The 21842-nt window shown below is 62.9% G+C and carries 19 protein-coding genes; 8 read left to right on the forward strand and 11 right to left on the reverse strand.

Translation table 11 applies throughout. The features are described 5' to 3' along the window. Window positions 1-12: 12 nt before the first annotated feature. Window positions 13-210 (reverse strand): YbdD/YjiX family protein, encoded by a 198-nt coding sequence (locus BN1134_RS10625; protein ID WP_042047141.1) that lies wholly within the window; start codon window positions 208-210, stop codon window positions 13-15. Window positions 211-266: 56 nt separating this feature from the next. After that, the gene (cstA, locus tag BN1134_RS10630) at window positions 267-2390 is read right to left on the reverse strand and encodes a pyruvate/proton symporter CstA (protein WP_042047142.1); all 2124 of its coding nucleotides are present in this window, start codon (window positions 2388-2390) and stop codon (window positions 267-269) included. A 457-nt stretch (window positions 2391-2847) separates the two neighbouring features. Here cstA and tpx point away from each other — a divergent pair, with 457 nt between their 5' ends. Continuing rightward, a complete protein-coding gene (gene tpx / locus BN1134_RS10635) occupies window positions 2848-3351 on the forward strand; it encodes a thiol peroxidase (RefSeq protein WP_042047143.1) in 504 nt (167 codons plus the stop codon). A gap of 44 nt (window positions 3352-3395) precedes the next feature. Here tpx and BN1134_RS10640 read toward each other — a convergent pair whose 3' ends face one another. Then, window positions 3396-3869 carry a hypothetical protein gene (locus BN1134_RS10640; protein WP_052449467.1) on the reverse strand — a complete coding sequence of 158 codons (474 nt, stop codon included), beginning with the start codon at window positions 3867-3869 and terminating at the stop codon, window positions 3396-3398. A 136-nt stretch (window positions 3870-4005) separates the two neighbouring features. On the opposite strand from BN1134_RS10640, the gene BN1134_RS10645 reads away from it, so the two are divergent. Next, window positions 4006-4641: a ribonuclease T2 family protein gene (locus BN1134_RS10645; RefSeq protein WP_232300628.1), complete on the forward strand. Its 636-nt coding sequence runs from the start codon at window positions 4006-4008 to the stop codon at window positions 4639-4641. 25 nt (window positions 4642-4666) lie between these two features. After that, window positions 4667-5707 (forward strand): NAD(P)H-dependent flavin oxidoreductase, encoded by a 1041-nt coding sequence (locus tag BN1134_RS10650; RefSeq protein WP_042047144.1) that lies wholly within the window; start codon window positions 4667-4669, stop codon window positions 5705-5707. On the opposite strand, the gene BN1134_RS10655 is transcribed toward BN1134_RS10650, so the two are convergent. The 7 genes from BN1134_RS10655 to BN1134_RS10680 all read right to left on the reverse strand — a co-directional run bounded on the left by BN1134_RS10655 (window position 5704) and on the right by BN1134_RS10680 (window position 13913). Continuing rightward, window positions 5704-6192, reverse strand: coding sequence for an NUDIX hydrolase (locus tag BN1134_RS10655; protein WP_042047171.1), 489 nt, complete (start codon window positions 6190-6192; stop codon window positions 5704-5706). The two genes, BN1134_RS10650 and BN1134_RS10655, sit on opposite strands and share 4 nt — an antisense overlap. A gap of 55 nt (window positions 6193-6247) precedes the next feature. Beyond that, on the reverse strand, window positions 6248-6766 hold the full coding sequence (locus BN1134_RS10660) for a cytochrome b/b6 domain-containing protein (RefSeq protein WP_042047145.1): 519 nt from the start codon (window positions 6764-6766) through the stop codon (window positions 6248-6250). Next, window positions 6747-7121, reverse strand: a complete 375-nt coding sequence (locus BN1134_RS10665; protein WP_042047146.1) for a cytochrome b562 — start codon at window positions 7119-7121, stop codon at window positions 6747-6749. Before BN1134_RS10665 ends, BN1134_RS10660 begins: the two co-directional genes overlap by 20 nt. Window positions 7122-7315: 194 nt before the next feature. Next, complete coding sequence (locus BN1134_RS20015; RefSeq protein ID WP_198133168.1) at window positions 7316-7492, reverse strand: hypothetical protein; 177 nt, start codon at window positions 7490-7492, stop codon at window positions 7316-7318. A gap of 310 nt (window positions 7493-7802) precedes the next feature. Then, the gene (locus tag BN1134_RS10670) at window positions 7803-8318 is read right to left on the reverse strand and encodes a GNAT family N-acetyltransferase (RefSeq protein ID WP_042047147.1); all 516 of its coding nucleotides are present in this window, start codon (window positions 8316-8318) and stop codon (window positions 7803-7805) included. 101 nt (window positions 8319-8419) lie between these two features. Further along, entirely contained in the window at window positions 8420-10993 is a 2574-nt protein-coding gene (locus BN1134_RS10675) for an alpha amylase C-terminal domain-containing protein (protein ID WP_042047149.1), read from the reverse strand. A gap of 334 nt (window positions 10994-11327) precedes the next feature. Then, complete coding sequence (locus BN1134_RS10680) at window positions 11328-13913, reverse strand: alpha amylase C-terminal domain-containing protein (protein WP_042047150.1); 2586 nt, start codon at window positions 13911-13913, stop codon at window positions 11328-11330. A gap of 375 nt (window positions 13914-14288) precedes the next feature. Here BN1134_RS10680 and ypfJ point away from each other — a divergent pair, with 375 nt between their 5' ends. From ypfJ to BN1134_RS10700, 4 genes are all read left to right on the forward strand, one after another. Further along, window positions 14289-15137, forward strand: a complete 849-nt coding sequence (gene ypfJ, locus BN1134_RS10685) for a KPN_02809 family neutral zinc metallopeptidase (protein ID WP_042047151.1) — start codon at window positions 14289-14291, stop codon at window positions 15135-15137. A 290-nt stretch (window positions 15138-15427) separates the two neighbouring features. Beyond that, a complete protein-coding gene (locus BN1134_RS10690; protein WP_042047152.1) occupies window positions 15428-16720 on the forward strand; it encodes an L-cysteine desulfidase family protein in 1293 nt (430 codons plus the stop codon). A 119-nt stretch (window positions 16721-16839) separates the two neighbouring features. Next, complete coding sequence (locus BN1134_RS10695) at window positions 16840-18240, forward strand: L-cystine transporter (protein WP_042047153.1); 1401 nt, start codon at window positions 16840-16842, stop codon at window positions 18238-18240. A gap of 46 nt (window positions 18241-18286) precedes the next feature. Continuing rightward, complete coding sequence (locus BN1134_RS10700) at window positions 18287-19615, forward strand: CoA-disulfide reductase (protein WP_042047154.1); 1329 nt, start codon at window positions 18287-18289, stop codon at window positions 19613-19615. Between the two features lie 57 nt (window positions 19616-19672). Here the strand turns inward: BN1134_RS10700 and BN1134_RS10705 are convergent, their stop codons facing one another. Beyond that, window positions 19673-20428 carry an outer membrane protein assembly factor BamD gene (locus BN1134_RS10705; RefSeq protein WP_042047172.1) on the reverse strand — a complete coding sequence of 252 codons (756 nt, stop codon included), beginning with the start codon at window positions 20426-20428 and terminating at the stop codon, window positions 19673-19675. A gap of 112 nt (window positions 20429-20540) precedes the next feature. On the opposite strand from BN1134_RS10705, the gene rluD reads away from it, so the two are divergent. Further along, a complete protein-coding gene (rluD, locus tag BN1134_RS10710) occupies window positions 20541-21521 on the forward strand; it encodes a 23S rRNA pseudouridine(1911/1915/1917) synthase RluD (RefSeq protein ID WP_042047155.1) in 981 nt (326 codons plus the stop codon). The last annotated feature ends 321 nt before the right edge of the window (window positions 21522-21842 follow it).

Genomic DNA, 21842 nt, shown 5'->3' on the forward strand with positions numbered 1-21842 from the left:
GGGGATTCCTATCTAGCAGCAGCGACCGCCGTTCTTGCCGCCGTAGCGGGCATCCTGGCGTTCGCGGAAAAACGCTTCGTAGCTCATGGGGGTCTGCTCTGGATGAGTCAGCCGCATGTGCTGCACATAGTTGTCGTAATCGGGCACGCCGACCATCAGCTTGGCGGCCTGTCCCAGGTATTTGCCGGCCTTGGCCAGGGTGTCGAACATGCTTGCTCCTCGTTTGCTGTCGATGAGGGCCGGCCCCAGGGGGCCGGCCTGCTGACTTACTTCAGGCTGGGGGCCAGATCGCCGTCGTCATCCGTGTCGGACGGAGCGGTCTTGTCCGCCGGCATCGGCTGATACGGGGTCTCGTTGGCGCTCGGCTGCGGGTTGCGCAGCGCCTTGAGCGCGGTCTTGAGCGAGAACAGGGCCAGCACCACCACCACCACCATGAAGAACAGGGTGAGGCCGGCGTCGAGGCGGTTGTTAAACACCAGCTGGCTCAGCTGCGACTCGGTGTACTGGGGCGGGATGGCGCCGCTGTCGATCATCGCCTGGAACTTGTTGGCGATGGCGAGGAAGCCCAGCTTCGGGTTGTCGCTGAACACCTTCTGCCAGCCGGCGGTCATGGTGCAGATGAGCAGCCAGCTGGTCGGCAGCAGGGCCACCCAGGCGTAGGCGTGGCGCTTCATCTTGAACAGCACCACGGCGCACAGCAGCAGCGCCATGCCGGCCAGCATCTGGTTGGCGATGCCAAACAGCGGCCACAGGGTGTTGATGCCGCCGAGCGGGTCGACCACCCCCTGATGCAGGAAGTAGCCCCAGGCCAGCACGCACAGGGCGGTGGCGAGCAGGTTGGCCGGCAGCGACTCGGTGCGCTTGAGGGAGGGGGAGATGACCCCCAGCAGATCTTGCAGCATGAAGCGGGCGGCGCGGGTGCCGGCATCCACGGCGGTGAGGATGAACAGGGCCTCGAACAGGATCGCAAAGTGATACCAGAAGGCGACGTTCATCAGGCCGCCGAGGGCCCCGTGCAGTATGTAGGCCATGCCGACCGCCAGGGTCGGGGCGCCGCCGGCGCGCGAGATGATGCTCTGCTCACCCACCTCGCTGGCGATGCGGGTCAGGGTCTCCGGGGTGATCTGGAAGCCCCAGCCGCTCACCACGGAGGCGGCGGAGACCACCACGTCGGCGGTGCCGGCCGGCGCCAGCACGGCCATCGGGCTGTTCATGGCGAAGTAGACGCCCGGATCGATGACGCAGGCGGCCACCAGAGCCATGATGGCGACGAAGGACTCCATCAGCATGCCGCCGTAGCCGATGAAGCAGGCCTGGTTCTCGTTGGCCAGCATCTTGGGGGTGGTGCCCGAGGAGATGAGGGCGTGGAAGCCCGACACGGCGCCACAGGCGATGGTGATGAACAGGAAGGGGAACAGATCCCCGGCCCACACCGGGCCGGTGCCGTCGATGAACTGGGTCAGCGCCGGCATTTGCAGGGTCGGACGCATGATCAGGATGCCGATGGCCAGCCCGACTATGGTGCCGATCTTGAGGAAGGTCGAGAGGTAGTCACGCGGTGCCAGCAGCAGCCAGACCGGCAGCACGGAGGCGACGAAGCCGTAGCCGACCAGCATCCAGGTGAGCTGCACCCCGTTAAAGTCGAAGTAGGGGGCCCAGGTTTCGCTCTCGGCGACCCAGCCGCCGGAGATGATGGCAAACATCAGCAGCACTAGGCCTATCACCGACACCTCGCCGATGCGGCCGGGGCGCAGGTAGCGGGTGTAGATCCCCATGAACAGGGCCAGCGGAATGGTGAAGGCCACCGTGTAGGTGCCCCACGGGCTGTGGGTCAGCGCCTTGACCACTATCATCGCCAGCACCGCCAGGATGATCACCATGATCATGAAGGTGGCGACCAGGGCGATAACCCCGGCGGTATTGCCCATCTCGGCCTTGACCAGCTCGCCGAGGGAGCGGCCGTCACGGCGGGTCGAGACGAACAGCACCATGAAATCCTGCACCGCGCCGGCCAGCACGACCCCGGCCAGCAGCCAGAGCATGCCGGGCAGGTAGCCCATCTGGGCGGCCAGCACGGGGCCCACCAGGGGGCCGGCGCCGGCGATGGCGGCGAAGTGGTGGCCGAACAGCACCTTCTTGTCGGTCGGCACATAGTCCAACCCGTCGTTGTGGCGCACCGCCGGCGTCATGCGGGTGCCGTCCACTCCCAGCACCTTATGGGCGATGAAGAGGCCGTAGTAGCGATAGGCGATGAGATAGACACACACCGCCGCCACCACGATCCAGAGGGCGTTGATCTGTTCACCGCGATTGAGGGCGATATAGCCGAGGGCGAAGGCACCGAGCAGTGCCAGCACCACCCAGCCGAGGTGTTTCCCGAACTTCTCCATAAGTCACGTCCGTTATTGAGGTGTTACATAGATTGGTTGTTGGCATTTGCATCTTTATAACAATCGTCTACGCGCCTCAATCGGCTTCTCCTGTAACTGAGCGCGGTCACGCGATATTTTCCCGAGAATGCTGAGGGGATCACAAACTGGAGGTGCGTGGCTAAAACCCCATGAATTAGCGGGGGTTTTACTCGAGGAAAGGAGATCGCCCCGCGCTGCGGTGACCGCATCAGCCGCTGCCAACCGGCAGCGAGCCAGTGAAAAATAGGGCGACACGCGTCACGGCGCCCTGCGCGGCTCGGGTGAGCTGGCCCGAACCGCTGGCGGGCCGCGATGGGTGGCGCCGCTCCTGCTCTTTCGGGTGGCTTTCTCCCTTCATTTTGCGGGTGTTTTGCCGGCAAGCCTGCGCCTATACTGGCTCCCCGACGATACTAATAAACCTTCACAAGGATTGATCATGAGCAACACCGTCACTTTGCAAGGCAACCCGGTTTCCGTGGCTGGCGCCTTCCCCGCCGCCGGCCAGCAGGCCAAGCCCTTCTCCCTGGTTGGCAAGGATCTGGCCGACGTGACCCTGGCCAGCTTTGCCGGCCAGCGCAAGATCCTCAACATCTTCCCGAGCGTCGACACCTCGGTGTGCGCCGCCTCGGTGCGCAAGTTCAACACCGAAGCCAGCGCGCTGACCAACACCGTCGTGCTGTGCATCTCCGCCGATTTGCCGTTCGCCCAGGCCCGTTTCTGCGGCGCCGAGGGGCTCGACAAGGTGGTGACCCTCTCCACCCTGCGCAGCGGTGACTTCATGCAGGAGTACGGCGTGGCCTTCTCCTCCGGCCCGCTGGTGGGGCTGACGGCCCGCGCCATCGTGGTGCTCGACGAGCAAGACAAGGTGCTGCACAGCGAGCTGGTGGCCGAAGTGACCGAAGAGCCGAACTACGCCGCCGCGCTGGCCGCCTTGGCCTGATCGCCTCCACATCTGCTCAAAGGCCCGCCATCTGGCGGGCCTTTTTATGGCACCAGCGTCACCTCGGGGGCATCCAGGTGGTGCATCCATTCGCGCAAGATCAGCAAGGTGGCGGCGAAGCCGGGGTGGATGGGTAGTTGTCCCGCCGCCAGGGGATCTCCCTCGGCCATGGCGGCGAACTGCTGGAACAGGCGCTCTATCTGCACCAGGGTGAAGTGGCTACCCCCCAGCTGGCTGCTGAGCGGCTCTTTGCTCTCAAGCAGCAGCACGGCCCCGCGTGGCAGGAGGGGCAGATGGGCCATCAGCACATCCTCCACCTCGGCAATGGCCTGCTCCAACTCAAGGGGGGAGGGGGGCGAGCGCCGTAGCGGCAGACTCTGGCGGCCAAAGGGCAGCGGCAACCGCTGCACCGCCTCCCCCTGGCGCGCAATCTGCGCCTCGGCCCCTTTCTCATCGAGGATCAAGCGGATGGCGGCCCCGTGGCGCGCAGCCAGCTGCATCAGTGTGTGGTCGGTCATGGTGGTTCTCCCTTGCTCGGTTCTTTGGTGATACACCCGGGGCGGCCCTTTGCCCAGCCCCCTGCATTTGCGCACTTGCCGGATGGCCGCAAGCGGTTACCATGGCTGCACATTCATGACCTGCATGGAGCCCCTTGTGCGCCACATTCTTGTTCTTCTGTTAGGGGGCTTGCTCGGTTCCCAGGCCTTGGCGGGGGATCGCCCGGCCAGTTTTGACTTCTATGCCCTTGCTCTTTCCTGGTCGCCGGAGCACTGCGTCGCCCGTCGCAACGACAACCAGTGCGGCCGGGGTTACGGCTTTGTGCTGCACGGCCTGTGGCCGCAGCGTGAGCGCGGTTATCCGGCCGACTGCCCTGGTGAGCCGTGGGATGCGGCCATGGGCAAGGCGTTTCCGGCCCTCTATCCCAGCGCCCACCTCTATCGCCACGAGTGGAAGAAGCACGGCACCTGCTCGGGTCTGCCGCAGCGCGACTATCATGCCCTGGCCGAACACCTCAAGGGGCGGCTGGTGATCCCCGAGGCCTACCGGGCGCCGGCGCAGCCGCTGCGCCGCAGCCCGGCTGCGCTGCGCCGGGATCTGCTGGTGGCCAACGACTGGCTCAAGGAGGAGAGCATCGCCCTCTCCTGCGGAACCGGTGGCCGCTTTTTGCGTGAAATTTATCTTTGCCTGACCCCGGACGGCAAGACGGCGCGGGCCTGCTCGCAGGAGATGCAGCGGCGCGAGGCGCGCCTGTGCGCCCAACCGGACTTTCTGCTGCGCGCGGTGCGCTAGCGGCGTTCACATCAAGGAGGATGTCATGACGCTCACCTCACTGCTGGGCTGTGCCCTGCCGATCATTCAGGCTCCCATGGCGGGGGTGCAGGATCATCGGCTGGCGCTGGCGGTCTGCCGTGCCGGCGGACTCGGCTCGCTGCCCGCCGCCATGCTGACGCCGGCGGCGCTGCGCACCGCGCTGACCGAGTTGCAGGGGGCAACCTCGGCGCCGTTCAACGTCAACTTCTTCTGTCACCGCGAGGTAACGCCGGACGCTGCCCATCTAGCGCGCTGGCGTCATGCGCTGGCACCTGGCTACGAGCGGCTCGGGATCCCGCAAAGCTGCATCGTGCCCGGCCCATCGCGGCAACCTTTCGGCCCCGAGCAGGCGGCCCTCATCGAGGCGCTGCGCCCGGCCGTGGTGAGCTTTCACTTTGGGCTGCCGGCCCCTGAGCTGCTGGCGCGGGTCAAGGGAACGGGGGCCAAGGTGCTCGCCTCGGCGACCACGGTCGCCGAGGCCCGCTGGCTTGAGGCGCACGGCGCCGACGTGATCATCGCCCAGGGGCTGGAGGCGGGGGGCCATCGCGGGCACTTCCTCGCCGAGGATCTGACCTTGCAGGCGGGCTTGTTCGCCCTGCTGCCGCAGATCGTCGATGCGGTGCGCCTGCCTGTGGTGGCGGCGGGCGGGATCATGGATGCCCGTGCGGTGCGGGCGGCGCGCAGTCTCGGGGCGGCCGGGGTGCAGGTGGGGACCGCCTTTTTACTGTGTGACGAGGCGACTACGTCGCCGCTGCACCGGGCGGCGCTGCTCGACCCGGCGCGTCACAGCGCCATCACCAACCTGTTCACCGGGCGCCCGGCCCGTGGCCTGCACAACCGCCTGATGGGCTGGCTCGGCCCCCTCTCGCCGCTCGCGCCCCCCTTCCCCCACGCCAGCGCCGCGCTGGCGCCGCTGCGCAGTGTTGCCGAGGCCGCCGGGCGGGATGACTTTACGCCGTTGTGGGCGGGGCAGGGGCACAGTGCCTGCCGCGCCGTGGCGGCGGCCGAGGTGGTGGCATTGCTGGCCGCTGGCTGGGACGTTTAGGGGAGCAGGGTCAGGGCTCGGCGGGTCGAGGGGAAGGCGAAGCGCTCCGGCGCCAGGGCCTGGCGCGCCACCCAGTGCAGCTCGGCCACGTCATCGGCCGCGCGCAGCTGGGGTTTTTCCGTCAGCATGACGGCAAACACCGCATCGCAGGTGCAGTAGTCGATGCCATCGAAGTGATAGGTGTTGGGAAAGGAGCCGAGATAGCGCAGTTGCTCCGGTGCCGGCTGCCAGCCGATCTCCTCACCGAGCTCGCGCAGGGCCGCCTGCTCCAGCGACTCGCGCGGGTCGACGAAGCCACCCGGCAGATCCCACAGGCCGCGACCCGGCTCGCGGGCGCGCACCGCGACCAGCAGCTCATCGCGCCAGCACAGGGCGACCTTGACGGCAGAGGCCACGTTGTGGAAGTAGTGAAAACCGCAGTGGCAGCGCAGCTCCTGCTCGGACAGGCGCGCCAGGGTGGCGTGGCCACAGGATGGGCAGTGCAGCATAAGGGGCTCCCTCTCAGGTGATAGGGAGCCCAGTGTGTCATAGCCGGCGGGGTTAGTCGCGTCCGGGCAGCATGCGGCGCACTAGGTTGCTGCGCTGGCGCCACGAGGTGAAGAGCAGGGCGGCCAGGTGCAGGGCAATCAACCCTTGCAGCAGCCAGACGCACCCTTCGTGCCACTCGTCGGCGCCCCAGCCGAAGCCGGCTTCGGTGTTTTGCAGCCAGCCGGTGAAGGCGGTGGCCAGCACGGTGAGCCATAACGCCCACACGGCCAGCTTGCCACTGCCGTGATGGCCGGGGGCGGGCGGCTGGCGATCGCGCAGAGCCTCCCGCTGCTGGCGCAGCTCGGTCAGGGTGGGCCAGAGGGCGCCGAGGCGGGCATATTTGCCGGCAAAGGTGGCGCCCCACAAGAGGCGCACCCCGATCAGTACCATGACCAGATAACCGAGCTGCTCGTGCAGTGCTTCGCCAGCCTCGTCGAACCAGAGGTTGACGGCGCAGCAGAACACGATCCCCCAGTGTACGACCCTGACCAGGGGATCCCAGCGAAAGGCATCAACCCTTCTGCTTGGCATACTTGTGATACTCCTTCTTCAGGTCATTGACCTTGGCCAGGTGGGCGCGCGCTTTTTCCTGATCGCCGCTCTTGAGGGCGGCCAGGCTGGCATCGAGCTCGGTCTGCACCTCGTCCAACCCTTCCAGAAACTTGGCCTTCTTGGCGGCCGGCATCTCGCGGCCCTTGGCCTTTTCCACCTCATCCTTCATCTGGGTGATGAACTTCTCCATGGTGGCCGGGTCATCGGCCTTGACGGCCTGCTTGTAGTTGAAACCGATCTTCTTCATCGGTTGCTCGAGATCGCCTGCCAGGGCAGGCAGAGTGAAGGCGCCCAGCAGCAGGGGCAGAAGCAGGGAACGAACAGTTTTCAACATGATGATTTCCTTATGGTTGCACGACATGCGAGTTATTCGTTTGAGAATCATGCGCGAGGATCGCACTGCACATCATGCCACGGCAAAGGGTGAAAGGTTCGTGAAAAGTACGTCTTTTTTGGTAAGGAAATGGCGAAATGGTTACGAGGGTGTAGAGAGGGTGGGTCGCCGTGAGCTGCGACCCAAGCCGGGGATCAGACGAGATCTTCGATGGAGAACTCGCCGGGCAGGCCATCGCACTGGATGGCATAGCCTCCGCGGTAGCAGGTGCTGAACTGGATCAAAAAGGGGTGATCGGACAACACGTCGTGCAGGGGAAGTTCAAGCGGCTTGCAGCGTCGCAACGGCTTGCGGGTGGTGATCTTTTTCATGGTATTTCTCACAAATAAATAGGTGTTGATGACTCCTCTGTTCGCAAAAACGGCACCTGGGTGGCGTGGTTCAGGATCCCTTTCCCGCAGATAACGGGACAGTGCAAGGGAGGAATGGATCGCGTTGACTCCGACAGGGAGTCGGGCCGGTTCAGACTGGGGGATTGTGAAAAACTGACAAACGTGGCGGCGGGTATGGCAGGGGATAACACAAGCGGGCCGTCTTGACTGGCCGGCGCGCATTCTGCGGTGCTTCCCCACAAGATGCAAGTACTATTTGCTGGTTTTTTGTTCGCAGCTACCAGTGGCGTCAGGCGCCAGGCCGCTTGTAGTAGTAGGCGGTGGCATGGGGGCGGCCATCCGGTGAGAGGGCATAATCTGGGATTTCGCCGCACTTTTGCCAGCCTTGCCGTCGGTAGAGGTGCTCGGCATCCGAGCCAGCTTCGGTGTCGAGTACCAGTAGGGTCAGCCCAAGGCGGCATGCTTCCTCTTCCAGAGTAGCGAGCAGGGTGCGGGCGATACCGAGACCGCGTGCCGCTGGGTGGACGAACAGCTTTTGCACCTCCCCTCTGTGGCGACCGTTGTCTTTGCCGCACGGGGCGAGCTGCACCGTACCCAGGATGGCGCCATCACGGTGTGCCACCCACAGATGCAGCCCGAGCGGTAGCTCGTGGGCCACCCCTTGCCAGTAGGTGTCGGCTTGATGGGCATCGAGGGAGGCCATAAAGCCAATGGAAGCACCGCCCTGCACGGTCACGATCAGCAGGTGAGCAAGGGCGCAGGTATCTTCTGTGCCAAGGGTATTGAGTCGGGAGATCTGTACCATGAAAAGGGCCTCCTGCCCTGATGGGGAGGAGGCCATGTTAGCGTCCGGCGCCGCTGGGGCGCCAGTGCCCTGTCCGGTGGGGCTTTGCCCCCCCGCCTTGGTTACTGGGCGCTCAGGGTGTAGGCCAGGGTCTGGTCGTTGAAGCGCACCACGTAGGCACCCACCACCGAGGTGGTGATGTCGGCGCCAGTCAGCTCGGCCACGCCATCTTTGTTGGTGTCGCCGTAGTTCTGGGTCCAGTCGCCCAAGACGTCGAACTTAAAGCGCTGGCCGCCGTTGGCATCACCGGCACCGGTGAAGTTGACGGTGGCCTGCCACAGGTGATCGCCGACCAGGGTCATGGGGGTGGTGCCCCAGCTATTGGTGGTGCCGCGAATGTTCAGGCTGGCAAGGTTCTTGGCATAGCTCACCGTGACCGGGGTCAGGCTGTATTGCAGGGTCTGGTCATTGAAGCGTACGCGGTACTGGCCGGTGACTGTGGTGTAGATGTCGGCTCCGGTCTGCTCGGCCACGCCATCTTTGTTGGTGTCGCCGTAGTTCTGGGTCCAGTCGCCCTTGACGTCAAACTTGAAGCGCTGGTTGGCTTGACCGTCGAAGGTGACTAGGGCTTCCCACTGATTGTCGCCCACCAGGGTCATGGCCAGGGAGCCCCAGCTGTTGGGGGTGCCACGGAAGTTCAGGGTCGGCAATACGCTGGTGTAGCTGCCGTTGACATCGGTGACGTTGACGGTGGCGCTGGCGCTGGAGGTCAGCCCCTCGGCATCGGTCACGGTCACTGTGATGGTGCGGCTACCCAGGGTGTCGAACAGCACGGTCTCGGTCTTGGCGCTACCGCCGGTGGACCAGCTGTAGCTCACCACGCCGGCATCATCGCTGGAGGCCGAGGCGTCGAACACCACGCTGTCACCGAGCTTGACGCTGAGGGTCTTGGGCGAAATAGCGGCGACCGGGGCTTGGTTGCTGGTCAGCGGCGTGACGGTATAGCTCATGTCGCTCTCTTTGAGGGAGATGCGATAGGTGCCGGCACCGCTGACATAGATGTCCTTGGTGCTGCCCTTGTCGGCAATGCCGTCCCCTTCGTTGTCGCCGTAGTTTTCGGTCCAGTTGCCGAACACGTCGAACTTGAAGCGCTGGGCACCGGTGGCATCGCCGGCGCCGGTCAAGGTCACGGTGGCGGACCAGACGCGGTTGGCATCGACCGTCATGGCGGTGTTGCCCCAGGCGTTGTAAGTACCGCGGATGTTCATGCTGCTGAACTTGTTGCCCACGATGACACTGCTGCATGGGGTGGCCTTGGTGCAGCCCGCCACGATGGCGACGGCCTTCATGCCGGGCACATTGAGGCTGGCCTTGCCGCTGCCATCGACCGTGATGTAGCTGCCGCTGCAATAGCTGTCACCGCCAAGGATGTTGCAGTACTCGCCAGCCGGCAGGCCGGTCGGGACGGTGGCCACCAGGCTGCCGCTCTCGTTGTTGATGGCGACAAAGCCCTTGTCACCGCGACCGAAGGCGATCTGGTTGTTGCCGTTATCCCACCAGTTGCTGACCGGTTGGCCGTCGGTCTTGTTGTGGAACATGGCCATGTTCATGATGGTCGGGCGACGCTGTTCGCAGTTCCACTGGGCGTCGGTACAGGGGGTGCTGGAAGGCGCGCCCTTGTCGGTTTCGTACTTGCCCATGTCGGCGAAGCGGTAGCCCGACATCACCTGTTTCCAGCCATAGGGCCAGGCCATCATGAAGGTGTTGGCCAGTTCATAGCGGGCACCGTTCATGAAGGTGAGCATGCCGCCACCGCCGTGGCCGCGTTCGCGATCGTGGTTGACCACGAAGACGAAGGCGCTGTTTGAGGGGAGCAGGCCCCAGCTCTCGCCCAGGGTCTTGAGGTTCTTGATCTGGCCGTTGAAGTTGGCGGCCAGATCGGTGCCGTATTTGAAGTCGGTGACCCTATCGATGTAGGTGTAGCGGTTGGGTTGGATATCGGGTGACTCGCCGCCGGCGCCGATCACTTCCAGATAGGCTTTGGGTGTGCCGGCCTTGTCGAGGATGGCCTTCACATCGGCAGGGGCCATGTGTTTGGCGGCATCGATACGAAAGCCCGCCACGCCCCAACCGAGCAGGGTCTTCATGTAGGTGGCGATCTGATCCTGCACGTAGGAGGAGCCGGTGTTGAGATCCGGCATGCCATAGAGGGCGCCGTTCCAGACGTTGCTGCTGTCGCTGTAGGTGGTGATGTCACCGCTGTGGTGGAAGTCGTTGTAACCGAACTGGGGATACTGATACTGCCCCGAGTTGTAGCTGCTACCGCCGGTACCGGTACCGGTACCAGAGGCGAGCTGGTTAAAGACGGCATCGGCATAGACCTTGACCCCGGCTGCGTTACAGCGGGCGATCATGCTCTTGAGTTCGGCCTCACTGCCGCCGAAGCTGTTGAAATTCTTGAAGCTGACCGGTTGGTAGACGGTCCACCAGTACTCGCTCCCCTGCTTGTGTTCGGCCGGCGGCGTGATCTGTACTCCCCCGAATCCCTTGGGGCCGAGTACCTTCTCGCACTCGTTGGCGATGTCGTTGAACTTCCATTGGAACAGGTGGACCATGACGCCTTCGGCGGCGGCACTGTGGCTAAATGAGCCCAGCACGGCGGCCAGCACGGCGGTTCGAAACAGTGTGCTTTGCATGACGATTTTCCCTTCGACTTTGCTGTTATTGATTTATCACTGCATGAATATCGAACGAACTACGAACAACTCTCGTTCGGCTCAGTAGCATCAATGAAATTGACGAGGTTGAAAATTGAGCAGCTGGAATTAGTTGAGATCTGTGAATGAAAATGCTTTCAATCGGCTCTTTCTTGTGGGGGTATAGGAAAGTGCTGAATATTGCGTTTTGTCGCTATTACCCGTTGGGCATCTGATGAAAAGCATTCAGGCCGCATAAAAAAGGCCTCCTGCCCAGAGAGGGAGGAGGCCATGTTATGGCGCTAGACTTGGGGTGTGGCCACCCCGATAGGCGTTACTGGGCGCTCAGGGTATAGGCCAGGGTCTGGTCGTTGAAGCGAACCAGATAGGAGCCGGTCACCGAGGTGGCGATGTCGGCGCCGGTGCGCTCGGCCACGCCATCCTTGTTGGTGTCACCGTAGTTCTCGGTCCAGTCGCCCTTGACGTCGAACTTGAAGCGCTGACCGCCGTTACCATCACCGGCACCGGTGAAGTTAACGGTGGCTTGCCACAGGTGATCGCCGACCAGAGTCATGGGGGTGGTGCCCCAGTTGTTGGTGGTGCCACGCAGGTTCAGGCTGGCAAAGTTCTTGGCGTAGCTGGCGCTGACCGGGCTCAGGCTGTACTGCATGGTCTGGTCGTTGAAGCGTACGCGGTACTGACCGGACACGTTGGTGAAGATGTCATCACCGGTCTGATCGGCGATGCCGTCCTTGTCGTTGTCACCGTAGTTGTGGCTCCAGTCGCCCTTGACGTCGAACTTGAAGCGCTGGTTCGCCTGACCGTTGAAGGTCACGACTGCTTCCCACAGGTTGTCACCCACCAGGGTCATGGCCTGATTGCCCCAGCTGTTGGGGGTGCCGCGGAAGTGCATGGTCTGGAAGACGCTGCTGTACTCGCCGTTGTCATCGGTGACGGTCACGGTAGCGCTGGCCTTGTCGGTCAGCCCTTCTGCGTCGGCGACGGTGACGGTGACGGTGACAGTTCCGATGCTATCGAACTGGACGGTTTCGGTCTTGCCGCTGCCGCCGGTGGACCAGCTGTAGCTTTCAATGCCTGAATCGTCGCTGGAGGCCGAGGCGTCAAACACCACACTTTCACCTACCTTGACGCTGATATCCTTGGGCGAGATGGCCGCAACCGGGGCCTGGTTTTCATCCAGCGCCGTGATGCTGTAGCTCATGTCGCTCTCCTTGAGGGAGACGCGATACTTGCCGGTGCCGTTGAAGAAGATGTCCTTCTGACTGTTCTTGTCAGCGATGTTATCCCCTTCGTTGTCGCCGTAGTTCTCAGTCCAGTTGCCAAACACGTCGAACTTGAAGCGTTGGGCCCCGGTGGTATCACCGGCACCGCTGAAGGTGACGATGGCAGACCAGACGCGATCCTCACTCACGGTCATCGGCGTGTTGCCCCAAGCGTTGTGAGTACCGCGCAGGTTCATGCTGGAGAACTTGTCGCTTCCAATGATGGGGCCATCACCGCTGCAAGGTGCATTCTTGGTGCAACCGGCCACGATGGCGGCGGCCTTCATGCCCGGCACGTTCAGGGTGGCCTTACCGCTGCCGTCGACCGTGATATAGGAGCCGCTGCAGTAGTCATTGCCGTTCAGGATGTTGCAGTACTCGCCAGCCGGCAGGCCGGTCTGTACCGTGGCACTCAACTCGCGGTTTTCGTTGTTGATGGCGACAAAGCCCTTATCACCGCGGCCGAAGGCGATCTGGTTGTTGCCGTTATCCCACCAGTTGCTGACTGGCTGACCGTCGGTCTTGTTGTGGAACATGGCCATGTTCATGATGGTCGGGCGGCGCTGTTCGCAGTTCCACTGGTTGTCGGTACAGGGGGTGCTACGAGGACCGCTCTTATCGGTTTCGTACTCTGACATGTTCTCGATACGGTAACCCGACATCACCTGCTTCCAGCCATAGGGCCAAGCCATCATAAAGGTGTTAGCCAGGTTATAGCGGTCGCCGTGTTGCCATGCGGTGAGCATGCCGCCGCCGCCGTGGCCGCGTTCGCGGTCGTGGTTGACAACGAAAATAAAGGCCTTGTTGGAGGGGAGCAGGCCCCAGCCCTCGCCCAGCGTCTTGAGGTTTTTGATCTGGCCCTGGAAGTTGGCAGCCAGATCGGTGCCGTATTTGAAGTCAGTAACGGTATCGATATAGGTGTAGCGGTTGGGCTGGATATCGGCCGATTCACTGCTAGCTCCGATCACCTCCAGATAGGCCTTGGGATTGCCAGCCTTGTCGAGGATCGCCTTGATATCGGCGGGCGGCATGTGCTTGGCCGCATCGATACGGAAGCCTGCGACGCCCCAGCCGACCAGGGTCTTCATGTAGGTGGCGATCTGCTCCTGCACGTAAGAGGACTCGGTCTTCATGTCCGGCATGCCGTAAAGGGCACCATTCCAGACGTTGAAGCTGTCACTGTAACCCTTGATGTCGCCGTTGTGGTGGAAATCATTCGGGCCGAACTGGGGATACTGTTTATTGCCTGCGTGGTAGTAGCTGCCCCCGGTCCCGTTACCAAAATCGGCCGCCAGCTGGTTGAATACTGCATCGGCGTAAACTTTGACCCCTGCAGCGTTACAGCGGTTGATCATGCTCTTGAGCTCGGCCTCACTACCGCCGAAGCTGTTGAAATTTTTGAAGTTGATGGGTTGGTAGACCGACCACCAGACGTCACTGCGGTTCTTGTGCTCGGCAGGAGGGGTGATCTGCACTCCTCCAAACCCCTTGGGGCCGAGCACTTTCTCGCACTCGTTGGCGACGTCGTTGAACTTCCATTGGAACAGGTGAACCATGACACCTTCGGCCACTGCGTTGTAGCTGAATGAGCCCAGCGCGGCAGCCAGAATGGCGGTTCGAAACAGTGTGGTATGCATGACGATTTTCCCTTCGACTCTGCTGTTGTTTGTTGGTGTATCACTGCCAAAATTTCGAACGGACTACGAACAACCCTCGTTCGGCTCAGCACCTTAATAAAAATCGTTTGCTAAGAAAATCAGATCGCGGTTATTTGTTGTGAAATGTGAATGAAAATGCTTTCAACGTCGGCGATCATGCGGGATCTCTGTCGAGTGACGAAGAGTTTTCAGACGAGCGTTGTCGGTGTGGGATGATGCACGCTTCGTGGAGACGATCCGTCGACAGGAGGTGACGCAGAGGGTGACAAAGTGCCACCGGTTTGGGTGAGGCGGCTTGGGGGGAATCGCCGTGGCGCCTAATATAAGCGGCCAATGAATCAGTGAGGTGCGGATATGCGGATGGACGATCGGCGCGAGAGCGCCAATGTGGAAGATCGCCGTGGACAGGGGGGCGGCCGCTCTGCGTTACCGCTGCGTGGCAAGGGCGGAATTGGGGTGCTGATCCTGGTGCTGGTGGCCGGTTATTACGGTATCGATCTGACGCCTCTGCTGGGCGGCGGGGCTCCGGGTCAGGTGCAGCAGCAGGCGATCTCGCCACAAGATGATGAGCTGGCGCGCTTTACCTCCAAGATCCTGGCTTCGACAGAAGACTCCTGGGAGAGCCTGTTTCGTCAGGCGGGCAAACAGTACCAAGCCCCCAAACTGGTGCTCTATCGTGGCGCGACCCGCACCGGCTGTGGCCAGGGGCAGGCGGTGATGGGGCCGTTCTACTGCCCGGCCGATCGCTCCGTCTACATCGATCTTTCGTTTTATCAGGAGATGCGCGACAAGCTGGGGGCGGGCGGTGACTTTGCCCAAGGTTATGTGGTGGCACACGAGGTGGGCCACCATGTGCAGACCCTGCTCGGTATCGAACGTCAGGTACGTGAGCAGCAGCGCGGCCTGAGCCAGACGGCCCAGAACAAACTCTCGGTCAAGATGGAGCTGCAAGCCGACTGCTTTGCCGGGGTGTGGGGCCACTATATGGAGCGTGAGCAGGTTCTTGAGGGCGGAGATCTGCAAGATGCCCTCAACGCCGCCGAGGCGATCGGCGACGATCGCTTGCAGCAGCAGGCGCATGGGCGGGTGGTGCCGGACAGCTTCACCCACGGCAGCTCGGCCCAGCGCTATGAGTGGTTCAAGCGTGGCTTTGACAGTGGCAAGCCCGAGGTGTGCAACACCTTTGCCAGCAAGGGAGCGTGAGGCCTCTTGTCACCGACCTGAAAACGGAGTCTGCGGACTCCGTTTTTTGTGGGATTCACACGGATGACCCCGGCAGGAGGGGCATTGTCTCCGGGTGGCGCATGGTGCCTCGCCCTGCCTCAAAAAAATTTGAGCCTATTGTGTGGGCATCGGATTGAGTCGCGTCAACGCCATGGTTACCATGGCGTGTATCAGCACCCATGGCTTCAACTTTTGTTGAGCCAAGGCCCTGTGGCCCCACAGAGTGCCGGGGCGCGGCGCCCCCATTACACGCAGAACACGAGAGCCCCATGATGCAACAATGGTCCGATTTCATCGCGCTGCTCCGGCGCGAGGTAGTGCCCGCCCTCGGTTGTACCGAGCCCATGTCGGTCGCCTTGGCGGCGGCCAACTGCCGTCAGTTGCTGGGGGAAGAGCCGCAGCGGATGAGCGTCTGGGTCAGCGGCAACCTGTTTAAGAACGGCATGGGGGTCGGCGTGCCCGGCACCGGCATGATCGGCTTGTCGGTCGCGGCGGCCGTCGGCGCCGTAGGGGGCAACCCGCAAGGGGGGCTGGAGGTGCTCAAGTCCCTCACGCCGGAGCAAATTGCCCACGCCAAGACCCTGCTGCCGTCGATCTCGATCGATGTGAAGGCGGTGCCGGATGTGCTCTACGCCGAGGTGCTGGCCGAGGCTCATGGCCACACGGCGCGGGTCATTATCTGCACCGATCACACCCGCATCACTTTGATGGAAAGAGATGGGGAGGTGCTGCTGCAACAAGACAGTGCCCCCGGCGTGCAGGTGCAGCCGGCTCAATCTCATCAACCGGCCATGACCCTGCGCCAGATTGTCGAGTTTGCCCTAGCGGTGCCGCACGCCGAGATCGCCTTCATCCTGGAGGCGGCCCGTCTCAACCAGGCCCTTGCCGACGAGGGGTTGCAGGGTTATGGCCTGCGTATCGGCCAGATCTTGACGGAGCAGGTCGAGCGCAAGCTGCTCTCCGATGACCTGATGACGCTCGCCATGCGCCTCGCCTCGGCCGCCTCGGATGCCCGCATGGATGGCGCCATGCTGCCGGCCATGTCCAACTCCGGCTCAGGCAACCAGGGAATTGCCGCCACCATGCCGGTGGTGGCCGCCGCCCGCTTTCTCAAGGCCGATGACGAGCAGCTCACCCGCGCCCTGGTGATGAGCCACCTCATCGCCATCTACATCAAAACCTACCAGAACAAGCTCTCGGCCCTGTGCGCAGCCAGTACCGCCGCCATGGGGGCCGGCGCCGCCATCACCTGGCTGCTCGGCGGTCAGTACGAGCAGATCAGTCACTGCATCAACAACATGATCGGCGACGTTTCCGGTATCATCTGCGACGGTGCCGGCAGCGCCTGCTCGATGAAGGTCTCCACCTCCACCTCGGCGGCGGTGAAATCCTCCCTGCTTGCCATCAACAACCTGCGGGTAACCCAGAGCGAGGGGATAGTGGAAGAGGATGTGGACAAGACCATTGCCAACCTGGGGCGGCTCTCCCGGGAGGGGATGCTCGACACCGACATCGAAATCATCAACATCATGCGGACCAAGCAGAAAGGCCACACCTCATGATGGCGGGCGGCCAGTCCGCCCCGCGCTTTCAGGCGGATCTCCGCCGATGACAACCACCGACGCCCGTTGCCACGGGCGTCTCTCATTACGGGCACAACCCGTTTCTTAGGGGACAAACCATGACTCTCAGCGTCATAGGAAATCTGGCCATCCTGGTCATGTTGCTGCTTTTTCTCTACCGTTTGCAGCAAAAACACGTGAGCTTCACCCGCCGGGTCTTCTCCGGTCTCGGTCTTGGCGTCCTGCTCGGGGCCGGCCTGCATCTGCTCTATGGCAGCGGCTCGCCGATCATTGCCCACACGGTCGACTACCTCGACATCGTCGGTAACGGCTATGTGCAGTTGCTGCAGATGATCGTCATCCCGCTCATCATGGTCTCCATCATCGGCGCCATCCTCAAGCTCAGCGGTGGCAGCTCGCTCGGCAAGATCAGCGCCATGACCATAGGGGTGCTCATCTTCACCACCATGCTTGCCGCCGGGGCCGGTATCTTGATGTCCAACCTGTTCGGTCTCACTGCCGAGGGGCTCACCGCTGGCGCCGCGGAAACCGCGCGAGGGGCGGCGCTGCAACACTCCCTCGGCAGCGTGGAGGGGCTCTCGTTTGCCAAGCTGGTGCAGGAGTTCATCCCGGCCAACCCCTTCCTCGACATGACCGGTGCGCGCAAGACCTCCACCATCGCCGTGGTGATCTTCTCCATCTTCATCGGCCTCTCGGCTACCGGCATCGCCCGCAAGAAACCGGAGATCTTCGCCCGCTTTGACAGCTTCATGGAGGTGGCCCACGCCATCGTGATGCGCATGGTGACTCTGGTGCTGCGCCTCACTCCGTATGGCGTGCTGGCCCTGATGGCCAAGGTGGTCTGTGGCGCCAACTATGCCGATATCCTCAACCTACTCAACTTCGTGCTCGCCTCCTATGGCGCCATCGCCATCATGTTTGCGGTGCACCTGCTGCTGGTCTCTCTGGTCGGTCTCAATCCGCTGCGTTTTTTCAAGAAGATCCTGCCGCTGCTGGCGTTTGCCTTTACTGCGCGCACCAGCGCCGGCTCCATCCCGATGAACGTACAGACCCAGACCAAGGCGCTGGGCGTGCCGGAGGGGATCGCCAACTTTGCCGCCTCGTTCGGGGCCACCATCGGCCAGAACGGCTGCGCCGGCATCTACCCGGCCATGCTGGCGGTGATGATTGCCCCCACCGTGGGCATCAACCCGCTCGATCCCGGCTTCATCATGACCCTGATCGCCATCATCACCGTCAGCTCCTTCGGGGTCGCCGGGGTCGGCGGTGGCGCCACCTTCGCCGCCCTCATCGTGCTCTCCTCACTCGACTTCCCGGTGGCTCTGGCGGGCCTGCTCATCTCCATCGAGCCGCTCATCGACATGGGGCGCACCGCCCTCAATGTCTCTGGCTCGGTGACCGCAGGCACCATCACCAGCCGCCTGCTCGGTCAGACCGACATGGCCCTGTTCAACCGCGATGAAGCGCCGGTGCTGGACGGGGAAGAGTCAGCCGTTTAACCCGATGTCGCGGGGCGTTCGCGCCCCGCCCTTACAGGAGTCAACCATGCGTATCCTGATCATTGGCGGCGAAGCTGCCGGCATGAGCGCGGCGGCCAAGGCGCGCCGCCTCATCAAAGAGGCTGAGATCGTCGTCTACGAGGCCTCCGAGGTCATTTCGTTCGGGGCCTGTGGCCTGCCCTATTTCGTCGGTGACGACTTTCAGAACCCCGAGTTCATGGCCGAGTTCAGTGTCGAGCAGTTTGCGGCGCGCGGTATCGAGGTCAAGACTGGCCACCGGGTCTGCGCTCTGGACCCGGTCCGCCAGACCCTCACCGTCGAGCATGATGGCGACACCTTCGAGGATCGCTACGATCGCCTGATGATCGCCACCGGCGCCCGCGAGGTGATGCCGCCCATCCCCGGTATTACCCTGCCCGGCGTGTTCGGCCTGCGTCGCATGGCCGACGGGATGGCCCTCAAGGCCGCCGCCGAGGATAAGGCGCGACCGCGTGCCGTGGTCATCGGCTCGGGCTTTATCGGGCTGGAGGTGGTCGAGGCGCTGGTGCATCAAGGCAAGCAGGTGCGGCTCATCGAGCTGGCCGAGCGGGTCATCCCCGAGGCGTTTGATGCCGAGATCACCACCCACATCGAGCAAGAGCTGCGCGAGCAGGGGGTTGAGCTGCACCTGGGTGAGCGGGTCGAGGCCCTGCTCGGAGAGGAGGGGGTCACGGCCGTGCGCACCGATAAAGGGGAGTACGAGGCCGATATCGTCGTGGTCTGCACCGGGGTTCGCCCCAACACCGCCTTTCTCGAAGGCACCGGCATCGCCCGCCTCGGTAACGGGGCCATCGAGGTGGACAGACAAGGGCGCAGCTCGCTGCCGAATGTCTGGGCCGCCGGCGACTGCGCCAGTGTCTGGCACAGCGTGAAACAGCAGCAGGCCTATGTGCCGCTGGCCACCATCGCCAACAAGCTCGGCCGCCTGGTGGGCGAGAACCTGGCCGGCGGCAGTGCGGAATTCCCGGGCACGCTCGGCTCAGCCGCCCTCAAGGTGCTGGGGCTGGAGGCGGGGCGCACCGGTCTCTCCGAGCGCGAGGCGCAGCAGCTCGGCCTTGACTATCGCAGCGTAGTCATCAAGGACAAGTGCCACACCAACTACTGCCCGGGGCAGTCTGATCTCTACGTCAAGTTGGTGTACGAGGCGGGCAGTCAGCGTCTGCTGGGGGGGCAGATCCTCGGTCGCAAGGGGGCGGTACACCGCATCGATGCCCTGGCGGTCGCCATCACCATGGGGGTGACCACGGCGCAGTTAGGGGTGCTCGATTTTGCCTATGCGCCGCCCTTCTCACGTACCTGGGATGCGCTCAACGTGGCGGGCAACGTGGCCAAATAACGGCAAACACCCATAAAAAAACCGGAGCCTGTGGCTCCGGTTTTTCATTGCCCGGGTTTAACCGCGCGCCAGACTGTTGTCCGGGTAGTTCTTGGCCAGCACGGCACGGGCGTTTTGGGCCAGGCCGGGCATTTTCAGCGCTTCATAAGATTCAACCATGATCTCGAGGGCGCGTTCGGCCTGCGGGGTGTCGGGGAAATCCTGCACCAGCTGCTTGGCGCGGTTGGCCGCCGCCACCAGTGCATCACGCTTGACGTAGTACTCGGCCACGCTGAGATCGTACTTGGCCAGCCGGTTCTTCAGGCCGATCATGCGGGCACGGGCATCCGGGGCATATTGGCTGTTGGGGTAGTTTTGCAGCAACAGCTTGAAGTCCTGGAAAGCCTGATGGGCGTAACCGGGGTCCTTGTCATCCCGATCGATGCCGAGCAGATCCTGGAAGAAGTTGTAGTCGGCCGCCATGTTGGTGAGACCACGCATGTAATAGACGTAGTCGATGTTCTTGTGCGCCGGATTCAGGCGGATGAAACGGTCGATGTTGGCGATCGCCTGGGCGTTGTCATCCTGCTTGTAGTAGGCATAGATGAGATCCAGCTGCACCTGGGTGGAGTAGGCGCCGAACGGATAGCGTGAGTCGAGCGCTTCGAGCAGCTCGACCGCACCTGCGTAGTTGCCGGTGTCCAGTTTGACGCGCGCTTTCTGATAGAGGGTCTCCGGCGGCTCGTCCGGTACTTTGGGCTTGGAGCTGGAGCAACCCGTGGCCATGACGACGGCCAGGGCCAGTGATAACAGCAGGCTAGACTTCTTTACCATCAACAACATCCGGTCCATTTCCACGAAATGGGCAAAGTATCCGTTATGCTTGGCTAAAAGAAAAGCTAGAATATCCCGTTCTTCGAATAGATAACTGCTCCAGAGACGTTAGATGAGCCAGCAAATTGAACTGACCGGTGAATTCCAGGATCACCAATATGGACAGCGCCTTGACCAGGCGTTGGCCGAACTCTTTCCGGACTACTCCCGGACCCGCATCAAAGAGTGGATCTTACAGGACAGAGTGACCCTGGATGGTCAGGTGGCCAACACTCCGCGCGAGAAAATCCTGGCCGGGCAGAGCGTGTACATTCGCGCCGAGCTGGAAGAGGATACCCGCTTCGATGCCCAGAATATCGAACTCAACGTCGTGTTTGAGGACGAGCACATCCTGGTGATCGACAAGCCCGCCGGTCTGGTGGTCCATCCGGGGGCCGGCACCCCGGACGGCACTGTGCTCAACGCCCTGCTGCACCGCTACCCCGGTATCGGCGAAGTACCGCGTGCCGGCATCGTGCACCGTCTCGACAAGGACACCACCGGCCTCATGGTGATCGCCAAGACAGTCCCGGCCCAGACCCATCTGGTGGAAGACTTGCAGGCCCGACAGATCACCCGTGAGTATGAGGCGATCGCCATCGGTCACATGACCGCCGGCGGCACCGTCGATGCCCCCATCGGCCGCCACCCGACCCAGCGTACCCACATGGCGGTGGTGCCGAACGGTCGCCCCTCGGTCACCCACTACCGGGTGCACGAGAAGTTCCGTGGTCACACCCGCCTGCGTCTGCGCCTGGAAACCGGCCGTACCCACCAGATCCGGGTACACATGGCTCACATCAAACACCCGCTGGTGGGCGATCCTGTCTATGGCGGCCGCCTGCGCCCGCTGCGCAACGCCACGCCCGAGCTGACCGAGGCCCTGCGCGGTTTCCGCCGTCAGGCTCTGCACGCCACCATGCTGCAACTGGCTCATCCCATTACCGGTGAGATGATGCAGTGGCACTCTCCCACCCCACAGGACATGGTGGCGCTGATGGAGGTGCTGCGAGCCGATACCGAGGCCAACCCCAACGATCTGGTCTGGATGTAAGCGCTGATAGCAACGAGGGGGCGAGCCCCCCTCTGCGCTATCTGTGTCCCCTGTGGTGTTAGCTGGCCTCGTCCTGAGGTCGGCCATCTTCCTTAGATAGCCCTCTTCCCTTCTTGCGCGTCTATCACCTCTTTCTACCATCCCTCTCACACCTCCCTGCGCCTGCCGGTCTCTTCATCTTGCTCGGGGATGATTTCCCGCCATGGCGGCGATGCGCCATGGGCAGGGTTTGTGATCGCCGATGACCAGCACCCAGATGTCAGCGGGGGCCGGTCGGCAGGAGTGATGGAAGAGGGGGGGGGGAAGCATGAGGCGCCAGCG

This window comes from Aeromonas simiae (genome assembly GCF_000820125.1).
GTDB lineage: Bacteria > Pseudomonadota > Gammaproteobacteria > Enterobacterales > Aeromonadaceae > Aeromonas > Aeromonas simiae.